The 12,916-nt window shown below is 68.1% G+C and carries 12 protein-coding genes; 1 reads left to right on the top strand and 11 read right to left on the bottom strand.

Features of this window, described 5'->3' with window-relative positions; all coding sequences use genetic code 11:
* Positions 1–213 precede the first annotated feature (213 nt).
* Positions 214–861 carry a class I SAM-dependent methyltransferase gene (locus tag ACFWX1_RS19570; RefSeq protein WP_378389157.1) on the top strand — a complete coding sequence of 216 codons (648 nt, stop codon included), beginning with the start codon at positions 214–216 and terminating at the stop codon, positions 859–861.
* A gap of 67 nt (positions 862–928) precedes the next feature.
* On the opposite strand, the gene ACFWX1_RS19565 is transcribed toward ACFWX1_RS19570, so the two are convergent.
* The 11 genes from ACFWX1_RS19565 to ACFWX1_RS19515 are packed head-to-tail and all read right to left on the bottom strand — an operon-like array spanning position 929 to position 12,541.
* Positions 929–2,053, bottom strand: a complete 1,125-nt coding sequence (locus ACFWX1_RS19565; RefSeq protein ID WP_378389155.1) for a hypothetical protein — start codon at positions 2,051–2,053, stop codon at positions 929–931.
* A 22-nt stretch (positions 2,054–2,075) separates the two neighbouring features.
* Positions 2,076–2,687: a hypothetical protein gene (locus tag ACFWX1_RS19560; protein ID WP_378389153.1), complete on the bottom strand. Its 612-nt coding sequence runs from the start codon at positions 2,685–2,687 to the stop codon at positions 2,076–2,078.
* A gap of 36 nt (positions 2,688–2,723) precedes the next feature.
* Entirely contained in the window at positions 2,724–3,989 is a 1,266-nt protein-coding gene (locus ACFWX1_RS19555) for an MlaD family protein (RefSeq protein WP_378389151.1), read from the bottom strand.
* Complete coding sequence (locus ACFWX1_RS19550) at positions 3,989–5,200, bottom strand: MCE family protein (protein ID WP_378389149.1); 1,212 nt, start codon at positions 5,198–5,200, stop codon at positions 3,989–3,991. Before ACFWX1_RS19550 ends, ACFWX1_RS19555 begins: the two co-directional genes overlap by 1 nt.
* The gene (locus ACFWX1_RS19545) at positions 5,200–6,384 is read right to left on the bottom strand and encodes an MCE family protein (protein ID WP_378389147.1); all 1,185 of its coding nucleotides are present in this window, start codon (positions 6,382–6,384) and stop codon (positions 5,200–5,202) included. The genes ACFWX1_RS19550 and ACFWX1_RS19545 overlap by 1 nt, the downstream gene beginning before the upstream one ends.
* Positions 6,381–7,367 (bottom strand): MCE family protein, encoded by a 987-nt coding sequence (locus tag ACFWX1_RS19540; RefSeq protein ID WP_378389145.1) that lies wholly within the window; start codon positions 7,365–7,367, stop codon positions 6,381–6,383. The genes ACFWX1_RS19545 and ACFWX1_RS19540 overlap by 4 nt, the downstream gene beginning before the upstream one ends.
* A complete protein-coding gene (locus ACFWX1_RS19535; protein ID WP_378389143.1) occupies positions 7,364–8,395 on the bottom strand; it encodes an MCE family protein in 1,032 nt (343 codons plus the stop codon). Before ACFWX1_RS19535 ends, ACFWX1_RS19540 begins: the two co-directional genes overlap by 4 nt.
* Positions 8,392–9,726, bottom strand: coding sequence for an MCE family protein (locus ACFWX1_RS19530; RefSeq protein ID WP_378389141.1), 1,335 nt, complete (start codon positions 9,724–9,726; stop codon positions 8,392–8,394). The genes ACFWX1_RS19535 and ACFWX1_RS19530 overlap by 4 nt, the downstream gene beginning before the upstream one ends.
* Entirely contained in the window at positions 9,723–10,559 is an 837-nt protein-coding gene (locus tag ACFWX1_RS19525; RefSeq protein ID WP_378323484.1) for an MlaE family ABC transporter permease, read from the bottom strand. The genes ACFWX1_RS19530 and ACFWX1_RS19525 overlap by 4 nt, the downstream gene beginning before the upstream one ends.
* 3 nt (positions 10,560–10,562) lie before the next feature.
* On the bottom strand, positions 10,563–11,315 hold the full coding sequence (locus ACFWX1_RS19520; RefSeq protein ID WP_378323720.1) for an MlaE family ABC transporter permease: 753 nt from the start codon (positions 11,313–11,315) through the stop codon (positions 10,563–10,565).
* A gap of 38 nt (positions 11,316–11,353) precedes the next feature.
* On the bottom strand, positions 11,354–12,541 hold the full coding sequence (locus ACFWX1_RS19515) for an ABC transporter ATP-binding protein (RefSeq protein WP_378389139.1): 1,188 nt from the start codon (positions 12,539–12,541) through the stop codon (positions 11,354–11,356).
* Positions 12,542–12,916 lie beyond the last annotated feature (375 nt).

Below are 12,916 nucleotides of genomic sequence, written 5' to 3'. Positions count from 1 at the left end.
GTTGCGGGCTTTCGCCCTGGTCAGCAGTGTCGTGAATGGTCCGTTGGGGGCGTTCGACGCCGTCGATATCCCCCTCGCGACACTGCGGTACTGGGACCTATGCCCCGAACGCTCCGTTCCGGACGTTCACCGTCCCCAACGGAGCTTTCGCGACATCGGCGCCCAGTCCGGCACCGGGTCCCCGGACATCGGCAGCGGACTAGGGTCTCCGCCGTGACCGAAGCCTCCGTCCTGCACGACACCAAGACCGCCTACGACGCCGTCGCACCCCTCTACGCCGAGACTTTCAGCAACGTGCTCGAGACCCTGCCGATGGAACGCGCGATGCTCGCCGCGTTCGCCGAACTCGTGCGGGCCCACGACGCCGGGCCGGTCGCCGACGTCGGCTGCGGCCCCGGCCACGTGACCGCGTACCTGCACGGGCTCGGGCTGACCGCCTTCGGCGTCGACCTGTCCTCCGAAATGGTCGCATTGGCCCGCCAAGCCCATCCGGGCCTGCGGTTCGACGAGGGGTCGATGACCGCGCTGGACCTCGCCGACGGCGTTCTCGGCGGCATTCTCGCGTTCTACTCCGTCATTCACACCCCGCCGCGGCTCCTGCCCGCAGTGTTCGCCGAGTTCCACCGGGTGCTGGCGCCGGGCGGCCACCTGATGCTCGGCTTCTTCGCCGGGGACGACCCGGTGCCGCAGGAGTTCGACCACAAGGTCACGCTCGCCTACCGGTGGTCGCCCGACGGCCTCCTGGATTTGGTGCGCCAGGCCGGATTCGCCGAGGTCTCCCGGATGCTGCGCGAGCCCTACGAAAACGAGCGGCAGTTCAAGCAGGCCCAACTGCTGGTGCGCAAGCCTCCGCAGCCCTGATCACCCAGTGCCCGGGAAAGCCGCCACACAGTCCACAAAGGACACAGTGGCGGCTCCCGGGAACCGGTTACTTGCTCGGCGGCGGTGCCGGGGAGGAAGGCGGCGCGGACTGCTGCGGCGGCTGGGGCGCCTGGTAGGTGTCCATGTCGGTCACCTTCCACTTGTCACCCTGCAGCTGGGCGTTGACGTGCAGCTGCGCGCTGCCCGCGGTGGTCTTCTTCGTGTCCGCCCGCGTCGAGGTCTGGTCGACGAAGAGGATCACCTTCGCCAGATCGCCGTTCAGCATGATCACCGCGCTGCGGGTGACCTTGGCCGTGACGACCATCTTCTGCTGCGGCGCGAGCCGTTTCACCTCGCCCATCAGCGCGTTGTACTTCCCGCGGACCTCGTCGTTGGCCAGCAGGTCGTTCGCCGCGTCCTCGGTCTTCTTGATGTTGTTGTAGTCGTAGGAGAACAGCGCCTCGGTCGCCTTCGACATCTGGTCCTTGACCTGCGCGGTCTTCGCGACGTCGAGCAGCGCGGTGTTGCTGGTGGAGTCGGCCACCTCGTCGCCCTGACGCATGAAGATCACCGCTCCGGCCAGGAGCAGCAACCCGACCACGACGAGGATCCCGGCCACCACGTAGCCCCGGGGAATGCCCGGCTTCGACGGGGCGCTCGCGTCGTCCGCGGGCTTCCCGGCGGCCTCCGCCTCGGCCTCCTCGACGTCGACCGGCTTGGACCGCCACTCGTCACGGGCCTTCCGCCGCGGGCTCGGCTTCGCGTCCTCGACCGGCAGCTCGCTGGTCTCCGGCTCAGCCGTCTCGGCCGTTTCGGCCGAAGAGGTCTCCGGCTCGGCGGTTTCGGTCGCGGCGCCCTCCGGCTCACCGGTCAGCGGATCGACGGCGATCCGCGCCGTCTCGGCCTCGGACGTATCGGCGTCGGCAGTATCGGCGTCGGCAGTATCGGCAGACGTGCTATCGGACAGCCCGGTCGTCGCGGGGACACCGGCGTCCGGGAACCGCGGCTCCTCGGACGGTGACGCCGCCGAGGGACGCGGCGTCGGGCGAGGCCGCGGGGCCGGGGAGGTCGTCTCCTCTTCGGTGGTGGGCGAGGGCGGAGCGGACGGGCCGGGGGAAGGCTTGCGCAGACCCGCGACACGCGGCCGGCGAGACGGCGGGGTCGAGTGGGGCTGGCGACGAGAGGGGGGCAAAACAGGCTCCGTTCTGGTGCGGCTACTGACCGGCGGCGACGAGTGGCACGTTGTCGATGCCGGACAGCTTCCAGTCCTGGCCGACCCTGGTCATCGAGACCTCGAGCCGCAAGGCCTTCGCGCTGGACTTGTCACCCTGGGTGACCTGGGTGCTGATGGCGGCGAGGAAGCTGGCCTTGCCCTGATGGTCGTCCAGCTCCTCCACGCCGATGTCCTGCACGGTCGTGCTGACCTTGGTCTTCGCTTCCGTGAGCGCCTTGCGATAGGTCGGCTCCAGCTGGGACAGCTGCTTGGCCATCTCGTCACTGGAGACGGCCTTCTGCTGGTTGAAGAACTTGTCCAGGTTCTGGTAGTCGACCTCGGTGTAGGCCTTGATCGCGGTGGCACCGGCCCGGACGACGGCGTCTCTGGACCTGGCCAGGTCGGCGTTGTCGCCGGAGGCGACGACCCACCACCGGACGCCGAACACGGCGGCCACGATCAGCGCGGCCAGCGCGAACGCCGCCGCGCCGCCCACCAGCAGCCGCGAGGGTGGCCGCCTCCCGGCCGGGGTGGCGGCGGTGGCGACCGGTTCGGGCGCGGCGCCGTTGGGGTCGGTCCCGGCGGTCACGTCCGAAGGCTCGTCCACACTCATAACACTCCAGCGTAGGTAGCGGTCATCAAATCGCTGTCAGGCACCCACACCCAGCAGCGAGGCCAGGTTGTTGAGGCTGACACCGGGGCTGCCGACGACGCCCGGAACCTGGGCGTTGCGCTGGTCGGCCAGCTCCTGGTCGGGCCGGTTGGCGTTCGCCTTGATGTCGGCGTCCGACGGGACCACCGGCACCCCGTTGTACGGCGCGTTCTGCGAACCACGCACGTTGATCGGACTGCCCTTGGGCTCCGCGCAGTACGCGTTCTCGGCCCCCGGCCGCGGCGTCAGGTCCGAGCCGGGACGGTAGTCCTTGTAGGGCAGATAACCCTTGGTGCAGGCTGGCGGGTCGAACAGGTTCAGCACCAGCCCGAGATGCGCGGTGCCGTCGCCGGGCGCGACACTGCGGGCCGCGCCGACCAGTGCCGGATAGGTCACGAGGACCTGTTCCACGCCGTCGAGCCGGGTCGAGAGCAGATTCGACGTGGTGAGCAGGTTCGCCGTCAGCGCGCCCAGCCCCGGGCCGGACTCGGCGAGCACCTGGCTGACCTGGTTGGCCACCTGCGGGGTGATGCCGATGAGCTTGCGCAGGTCGCCGTCGGAGTTCTTCAGCGTGCCGGTGAGCTCGTTGAGGCTCTTGCTGAACGACGCCATCGAACTCGCCTCGGCGTTCTGCGTGTCCAGCACCTTCCCGCCCGCCTGGAGCAACTGCACGGTCTGCGGCAGGTACTTCTGCGCGGTGGAGGTGAAGCCGCGTGCGGTGTCCATCAGCCGTTGCAGGTCCGGACCGGTGCCGGAGAAGGCGTTGTACGACTCGTCGACGACGGTGCGCAGCGAGTCGGTCGGCACCGAGGTCGCGAGCGAGTCGAGGTCGCCGATCAGTTCGTTGGTGCTGACCGGGACCTTCGTCTTCGCGGCCGGGATGACGGTGCCCGAGGCGAGATACGGGCCCTTGTCGGCGGCGGGCTGCAGGTCGACATACTGCTCGCCGACCGCGGACCGGTTCGCCACGACGGCCTTCAGGTCGCTGGGGATCTGCGGGGCCGACGGGTCGATGTTGAGGTCCGCCTCCAGCCCGGTCTTGGTCAGCCGGAGGTCGCCGACGCGGCCGACGTTGAAGCCGCGGTAGGTCACCTCGGCGTTGCTGAAGATGCCCCCGGACTCGTTGAGTTCGAGCTTCACCGTGTACCCGCTCTGCCCGAACACCTGGCCCAGCCCGGCGAAGCGGATCAGCGCGTACACGATGGCGACGATCGAGATGATCGCGAAGGCCACCAGCTGGATCTTCGTCCTGCGGATCAGCATCAGCCCGCACCTCCCGACAGCAGGCCGAAGATCCCGGCGACGCCCGTCTGCTGCGGCGACGGCTGCCCGCCGCCCGTCGACGGAGCGGCCTGGCTCCCCTGTTCACCGGGGATCGGCAGCGGCGGCGGCTGGTTCGCGGGCGTACCGGGGACACCACCGGTCAGCCCCGGCACCGGCACCAGGTCCTTCAGCGGGTTCTGCCTGCTGCGGCCCAGATTGTCCATGATGTCCTTCAGGTTCAGGTCGACCTTCAGGAACAGGTTGAAGTAGTCGCCCTTGACGTCCTCGACGGCCTGGTCGCTGAACGGGAACGTCAGCATCAGCTGCAGCGCCTTCGGCAGGTTGGCACCCGCTTCGCCGAGCTTCTGCAGCGTCGGGGTCAGCGCCTTGAGGTCGGCGACGAGGTTCGCCTGGCTCTTGTTCACCGTGTCCGTCGCGACGCCGGAGAGGTTGTTGAGCGCGTTGAGCATGTTCACCAGCTGACCGCGCTGCTGCTCCAGCACGCCGAGCCCCGGCCCGAGATTGTCGACCGCGCCGACGAGCTTGTCCTTCTGCCCGCGCAACGTGCTCGAAAGCCGGTTCAGCCCGTCGATGGCCCGCGTGATGTTCGCCGACTGGCGGTCCAAATTGGACACCAGCTCGTCGACGTTGTGCAGCAGTGCCTTGATCTCCGGCTCCCGGCCCGCCGTGACGTTGTTGAGCTCCTTGGTGATGGTGTTCAGCTGCGCCACCCCACCGCCGTTGAGGAGCATCGACAACGCGCCGAGGACCTCTTCGACCTCGACGTCGCGGCCGGTGCGCTCCAGCGGGATCGTCGCGCCGTCGGCGAGTTTCCCGGTCGCGCCCTCGCCGGGCGAGGAGAGCGCCACGTACTTCTCGCCGAGCAGGCTCGACTGGCGGACGCCGGCCATCGCGTTCGCGGGCAGCTTGACGTCGCCGTTGACCTTCACGGTGACCTGGGCGTGCCAGCCGTCCGGGGTCAGCCCGATCGACTCGACCCGCCCCACCGGCACGTCGTTGACCTTCACCCCGGACTGCGGGACGAGGTCGAGGACGTCACGGAAGTCGATCTTGACCGTGTACGGGTGGTTGCCGACGTCGGCGCCACCGGGCAGCGGCAGATCGTAGATGCCGTTGAACGCGCAGCCGCTCAGCGTCAGCGCGGATACGGTGGCGAGGACACCAGCGGTCAAAAGGCGAGAGCGTCGCATCACTTGCCCCCCGGGGAACCGTAGAGCTGCCCGGCGATCGGGAGCGGCAGTGGCGGGAGCTGGCCGTTCTGCAGCGAGTGGATCACCTGGGCGATCGAGGGCAGCGGGACGAGGCCGTCGACCACCCCGGCGATCGACTTGCACGCGTCGCCGAGCGCGTCCAGCGCGGCGGGCGTCTGCTTGAGCAGGTTGCACACCATCACCAGCGGCGGCTGGGTCAGCTCGTTGAGCAGCGGCCGCGCGTCGAGCGTGCCCGAGGAGCCGTTGTAGGTGTTGACCAGGTTGGACAGGCCGAGCGGCGCGACGTCGAGCGTCTCGGCGAGCGCGCTGCGCTGGTCCACCAGCACCTTGGTCACGCTGGCCAGTTTGTCCACATTGGACTTCACCCGGCCGCGGTTCTGCTCGATGAACGCCTGCACCGAGGTCAGCGTGGTGCCGAGCTGGCGGACCGTGGCGGCGAGATTGTCCTTCTCCCCCGCCAGGTAGCCGCTGACGTCGGCCAGCTGCCGCTCGAACTGGCGGACCTGGCCGTCGCTGTTGACCAGCGTCTGCGAGAACTGGCCGAGGTTCTCGACGGTCTTGAACAGGTCGCCGGAGTTCCCTTGCAGCGTCCCGGCGGCCTGGCCGAGCTTGGTGATCGTGTCGTGCAGCGCCTGGCCGTTGCCGTCGACGTTCTTCGCCGCGGTGTCCAGCAGGTTCGACAGCGACCCGGTCTTGTTCGCGCCGTTCGGGCCGAGCGACTTGCTGACCTTCGACAGGCTCGCCGCGAGCTGGTCGACTTCGAGGGGGACCTCGGTGCGGTTCAGCGGGATGACCGTGCCGTCGCTGATGCGCGGGCCGCCGGTGTAGGCCGGGGCGAGCTGGATGTACCGGTCGCTCACCAGCGACGGTGACACGATCAGCGCCTTCGCGTCGGCGGGCACCGGCACCGACCGGTCGTACTGGAGGTCGACCTTGACCTGGTTGCCCATCGGCTGGATCTTCGTCACGGTGCCGACGTCGACGCCGAGCATCTTGACGCTGTTGCCCTCGTACAACCCGACGGCACCGGCGAAGTAGGCGGTGAGGTGGTTGCGCCCGGCGTCCTTGAGCGTCCACCACAGCGCGCCCGCCACCACGAGCGCCAGCACGATCGCGACGGTGAAGCCGCGGAGAAGACTCTGTCCGAAGCGGGTGTCACTCATTTCGCGTAGCACCCCTCTTCGTTGATCGGGCCGAACGACGGCAGCACCAGACCGCAGATGTAGTTGTCGAACCAGTGCCCGGTGCCGACCGTGTTGGTGAACACCCGGATGAACGGCGCGAACTTCGCGATGCCCTGCGCGAGCGAGTCCTGATTGCGCTGCAGCATCGAGGTCAGCTGATCGAGCTGGGTGAGCACCGGGTTGAGCTGCTTGTCGTTGTCGTCGATCAGGCCCTGCAGCTGGGAGGCCAGCTGCTTCGAGCCCGCCAGCAGCGAGGAGATCGCCGCCTCGCGCCGGGAGATCTCGTCGAGCAGCTTGTTCCCGTCGCCCAGCAGCTTCTGCACCTCGGCGTCGCGGTCGACCAGTGTCTGCGACACCTGGCGGGTGTTGGCGAGCAGGTTCGACAGCTGCTGGTCACGCGAGGCGATGGTGTCCGACAGCCTCGACAGCCCGGTCAGCGCGCCCTTCACGTCCTGCGGGGTGTTGCCGAAGGTCTGCGAGATGGTGTCGAAGCTCTTCGCCAGCTGGTCGGTGTTGATGTTGTCGACCGTGCTGGACAGGCCGCGGAACGCGTCCAGCACGTCGAACGGCGACATCGTCCGGTCCCGCGGGATCGTCGCGGACGGGTTCTGCGTGCCCTGGCCCTGCGGGTCCAGCGCGAGGTACTTCTGGCCCAGCACCGTCTTGATCTTGATCGCGGCGTTGGTCCTGTCGCCGATCCAGGCGTCCTTGACCTTGAACGACACCTTGACGTTCGCGCCGTCGAGCTTGATGTCGGACACCTTGCCGACCTTGACCCCGGCGATGCGGACGTCGTTGTCCTTCTGCAGACCCGCGGCCTCGGCGAAGTCCGCGCTGTAGGTGGTGCCGCCGCCGATGAGCGGCAGGCTGTCGGAGTTCAGCGCGGCGATGAAGCCGAGCACGAGCACCGCGATGCCGGCGAGGGCGATCGGGACGGGGTTGCGCTTCTGGAACGACTTCATCCCTGGCACCTCGCCCGGTTGGCGGGCAGGAGCGGGACGTTGATCGGCTCGTTGATGAGCGGAGGCAGGGCCACGCTTCCCTTCACTTCACAGGCGTAGAAGTTGAACCAGGACCCGTAGTCCGCGGTGCGCGTCAGCGCGGAAACCTTCTTCGGCAGGAGCTGGAAGAAGTGTTCGAGCAGGGGCTCGTTCTGGTTCAGCTTGTCGGTGAGCGTGCCCAGCGCGGCGATGTCGTCCTTCAGCGGCGCGCGTGCCTCGGACAGCAGTCCGGAGGTCGACTGCGCGAGATTGCCCAGTCCCTCGATCGCGTCCCCGATCGGCTTGCGATCGGCCGCGAGCCCGGAGACCAGCTGCTGCAGCTTGATGATCAGGTCGTTGAGCTGCGGGGTGTGCGCGTTGACCGTGTCGAGCACCGAGTTGAGGTTGTCGATGACCTCGCCGATCACCTTGTCCTTGTCGGCGATCGTGGTGGCCAGCGACGCGGTGTGCCGTAGCAGGCTCTCCACCGTGCCGCCCTCGCCCTGCAGTACCTGGATGACCTCGTAGGACAGCTTGTTGATGTCGTCCGGGTTCAGCGCGGTGAACAGCGGTTTGAAGCCGTTGAACAGCTCGGTGAGGTCCAGCGCGGGCGTGGTGCGCTCCAACGGGATGGTGCCGCCGGGCTGCAGCATCCCGCCGCCCACCGGGCCGCCCTGCGACAGCGAAACGTAGCGCTGGCCGACCAGGTTGCGGAACTTGATCTGCGCGGTGACCCCGGCCGGGAGCTTGATGCCGGAGTCGACCTCGAAATCGACCTGCGCCTGGCGCCGGTCGACGATCTTGACGTCCTTGACCTGGCCGACGCGGACGCCCGCGATGCGGACGTCGTCGTTGGGCAGCAACAGCGTCGCGTCGACGAAGCGGGCTTGGTAGGCCTTCGTGCTGGTGTTGTTCATGTTCGCGATGCTCAGCCCGAGCACCGTGGTGAACAGGACCGTGACCACGACGAAGGCGCCGAGTTTGATCAGCGGCGCGAGCAGTCCCCTCACTGGACCGTCACCTCCGCCCCGCGGTAGAGCGGGCCGACCAGCAGCGAGCTCCAGCCGGGCACCGCCGCGGCGTCCATGCCGACCTGCGGGCCGACGAGCTGCGACAGGAAGTCGTGCTCCGCCGTGGTGTAGGCCGGGTTGCCCGCGGAGGCGCCACCACCGCCCAGCCCGACGGCGTCACCCTTGAAGTTCGCCGGGTTGAGACCCTCGCTGACCGAACGCGGCGGCGGGGTCTGGCTGGTGCCGTCCTTGAACGGCCCGTCCGGCGGCTGCTGCGGGAACGGGTCCGGCGGGTTCTTGAAGTCGTAGCAGCGCGGGCCGCGCTTGTCCTCGAACCGCGGCTCGTCCTTGCCCGGCTTGTAGGCGCCGCGGTTGACGACGATCTCGAGCGTCGCGTGCAGGCCCGGCTTACCGGTGCCCTTGCCGAGTGCCTGGTCGACCAGCGGCACGATGCCCGCCATCCCGTTGATCACGCACGGGTATTCGGGCGAGTACTTCGCGAGCAGCTCGGCGGTGGGTCGCGCGGTCTTCGCCAGGCTGATCAGGTTCGAGGAGTTGTTCTCCAGGAACGTCTGCAGGTCCATCGAGGCCTGGCCGAGGCTGTTGTACAAAGTGGACAGATTCTGCCGCTGGTCCACGACCGTCCGCGTGGTCGTGCTCAGGTTGTCCAGGCTCTGCACCAGATCCGGCGCCGCGTTGCCGAGGTGCCCGGAGAACTCGGTGAGCGCCTTGAGGTTGTGCTGCAGCTCCGGCTCGTGCGGGTTCAGCTGTCCGATGTAGTCACCCAGCTGGGACAGCGTCTCGCCGAGGTCGTTGCCGCGGCCCTTGAGCGCGGTGGAGATCGCGGTCAGCGTGCTGGACAGCTTCTGCGGCTGGACCGCCTGCAGCACCGGCATCAGGTCGCCGAGCGCCTTGCTCAGCTCGACCGCGGTGACCGAGCGATCCTGCGAAATCGTGTCGCCGCTGGCGATCGTCTTCGACGAGGGCGCGTCCGGGATCTCCAGCGAGACGTACCGCTCACCGAACAACGTCTTCGGCAGGAACCGCGCCGAGACGTTCGCCGGGATCAGCTTCGCCGACTCCGGCTTGAGCGCGAGCGTCAGTTCCGCGCCGTCGGTGGTCGCGGAGATCTTCTTGACCGAGCCCACGATCAGCCCGCGCACCTTGACGTCGGACTCCTCGATGAGCTGGTTGCCGACCGTGTCGGCCTTCAGCTTCACCGTGACCACGGGCGTGAACGCCTTGTCGTAGAGCGCGATGCTCAGCGCGACGCCGCCGACGAGGACGGCGACCAGCAGCAGACCCAGCAGCCTGCGCCTGATGGTGCTCATCCCGCGATCCTCACCGTGACGTCGGTTCCCCAGATGGCGAAACCGATGAAGAAGTTCATGATCGAAACCGTGACGATGGACAACCGGACCGCCTTGCCGACGGCGACGCCGACACCGGCGGGCCCGCCCGTCGCCCGGTACCCGAAGTAGCAGTGCGACAGGATGATCAAGACGCTGAACAGCAGCACCTTGATGAACGAATACAGCACGTCCTGTGGTGGTAGGAAAAGGTCGAAATAATGGTCGTAGGTTCCCGCTGACTGGTTGTAGATGTAGATAACGACCAAGCGTGACGCGAGATACGAGCTGAGCAGGCCGATGATGTAGAGCGGGATGACCGCGACGAACCCGGCGATGATCCGCGTCGTGACGAGGTACGGCAGGCTCGGCACACCCATGACCTCGAGCGCGTCGATCTCCTCGGAGATGCGCATCGCGCCCAGCTGCGCGGTGAACCCGGCGCCGACCGTCGCGGACAGCGCGAGCCCGGCGACCAGCGGGGCGATCTCGCGGGTGTTGAAGAACGCGGTCAGGAAGCCGGTGAACGCCGAGGTGCCGATCGAGTTCAGCGCCGAGTAGCCCTGGAGACCGACGAGCACACCGGTGAACAGCGTCAGGCCGACCATCACGCCGACCGTGCCGCCGATGACCGCGAGCGAACCGGACCCGAAGCTGACCTCGGCCAGCAGCCGCAGGACTTCCTTGGTGTACCGGCGCAGCGTCCTCGGCGTCCACAGCAGGGCCCTGCCGTAGAACGACATCTGGTCGCCCAGCGAATCCAGCGTCTGCAAAGGACGGTTGGCGACGCGTTTCGCGCCTTGGAGGAACGTCATGCGCTAGTCCAGCTTTCCGGGCACGATCTGCAGGTAGACCAGCGTGATCACGAAGTTGACGACGAACAGCAGCAGGAACGTGATGACCACCGACTGGTTCACCGCGTCCCCGACGCCCTTCGGCCCTCCGGAGGGGTGGAGCCCGCGGTAGCTGGCGACCACCGCGGCGATGAAGCCGAAGATGAGCGCCTTGAGTTCCCCGACCCAGAGGTCGGGCAGCTGGGCCAGCGCGGAGAAGCTCGCCAGGTACGCGCCCGGTGTCCCGCCCTGGAGCACGACGTTGAAGAAGTAACCACCGAGGACACCGATGACGCTGACCATGCCGTTGAGCAGCAGCGCCACCAGCATCATCGCGAGCGTGCGCGGCACGATGAGGCGCTGGACCGCGGAGACGCCCAGCACCTCCATCGCGTCGATCTCCTCGCGGATCGTCCGCGCGCCGATGTCCGCGCAGACAGCGCTTCCACCCGCACCGGCGACGAGCAGCGCCGTCACCAGCGGGCTCGCCTGCTGCACGGTGGCGAGCACCGACCCGGCGCCGGTGTAGGACTGCGCGCCGAGCTGGCGCGCGAGCGAGCCGAACTGCAGCGAGATGACCGCGCCGAACGGGATCGCGACGAGCGCGGTCGGCAGGATCGTCACGCTGGCGATGAACCACGCCTGCTGGATGAACTCACGCAGCTGGAACGGACGCTGGAAAATGCCACGGACGATGTCCAGGCCGAGAGCGAACAGGTTCCCGGTCTGCCGCAGCATGCCGATACCGGGAATCTTCGCCGGTGTTGCGGTCGAGCTCACCCGGACTCCTGATCACCACGCGGACGCATCCGGTGCGAACCCTGTCTCGGCTGACCGGCGTCCCACCCGTTGCCAGGCAGCTGGGCGACCTGGTCGGGGGGCAGCTGGCCCTGGTGATGGCTCGGCATCGAGCCGGTGTCCTGGCCGCGCCTGCCCGCCGGGACCAGCATGTGCGGGCTGACGCCGTAGCGCTGCTGTTCCTCGGGGGACAGCGACTCGATGATGCCCTCCTGCGCGGCGGGCGGAAGCGTGTGCAGGATCTTCATGACCCGGTCTTTGCGGCGCCGCTCGCCGCCGCGGACGGGCACGCCGGGGCTGACCTGCATCTGCGGCACCACGCCGCGGACGTCCTCGTGGTCGAGCGCGCCGTCCGCGTGCCCGGCGGCGGCCTCGGCCTCCTCGCGGGCCATGGTGGCGCTGTCCTTCTCCTCGGACATGCCGATCGGGCCGCGTTTGCGGCCGTTGAGGAACTGCTCCACCACCGGCTCGTCACTGGTCAGCAGCACCTCGCGCGGGCCGAACATGACCAGTTCCTTGCGGAAGAGCATGCCCAGGTTGTCCGGCACCGTGCGGGCCAGGTTGATGTTGTGCGTGACGATCAGGAACGTCGCGTCGATCTGCGCGTTCACATCCAGGAACAGCTGCGAGATATAGGTGGTACGGACCGGGTCCAGCCCGGAGTCCGGCTCGTCGACCAGGATGATCTGCGGGTCCAGCACCAGTGCGCGGGCCAGCCCGGCCCGTTTGCGCATACCACCGGAGATCTCGCCGGGCAGTTTCTTCTCCGCCCCGGCCAAACCGGTCATTTCCAGCTTTTCGAGCACGATCCGGCGGACCTCGGTCTCGGACTTCTTCGTGTGCTCGCGCAGCGGGAAGGCCACGTTGTCGAACAGGTTCATGGACCCGAACAACGCCCCGTCCTGGAACAGCACCCCGAACAGCTTCCGGATCTCGTACAGCTTGTGCTCGGAGCAGGTCACGATGTCGACGCCGTTGATCACACACCGGCCCCGTTCGGGCTTGAGCAGCCCGATCATCGACTTCAGGAAGACCGACTTCCCGGTCCCCGACGGCCCGAGCATCGCCGACACCTCACCCGGGGGCAGCGTCAACGTGACGTCCCGCCAGATGGCCTGCTTACCGAAGGACTTCGTCAAGCCCTCGATGACCACCTCGGCACCCATCGCACCTCCAGGAGCTGTTCCGCGTCATTGCGCGCCCGCCGCCTCGCGCCACTGGCCGCGAAACCCGCGAACGCGCCTCGATCCCGCGTCAACCAGGTGCAACGAGCTGAGTGCGAACAGGTTACTCACCAGTTTTCTTTTCTGGCCAGCCCCAAGGTCATCGTCATCTCGCCGTGACCCTCGGGACGGCGTCCTCGGCCGAGGCGCAGGACGCACCGTAGTGCACCCACCCCCTTCCCGCAGATCGACGAGGCCCGAAGCGCGTTTAGCGGGCTAAACGCGGTCGCCGGGCGCCGTGGCGACGGCTCGGAACACAGCGAAGGGGCGGGCGCGGTCGCTTAAAAACAAAAGAACCTGCCCCCCACACTGCACAGG

The organism is Amycolatopsis sp. NPDC059021, from assembly GCF_042739895.1.
In the GTDB taxonomy this organism is placed as follows: Bacteria; Actinomycetota; Actinomycetes; order Mycobacteriales; family Pseudonocardiaceae; genus Amycolatopsis.
Note: the sequence above shows the minus strand (reverse complement) of the source record. Positions and strands in the feature narration are given on the sequence as shown.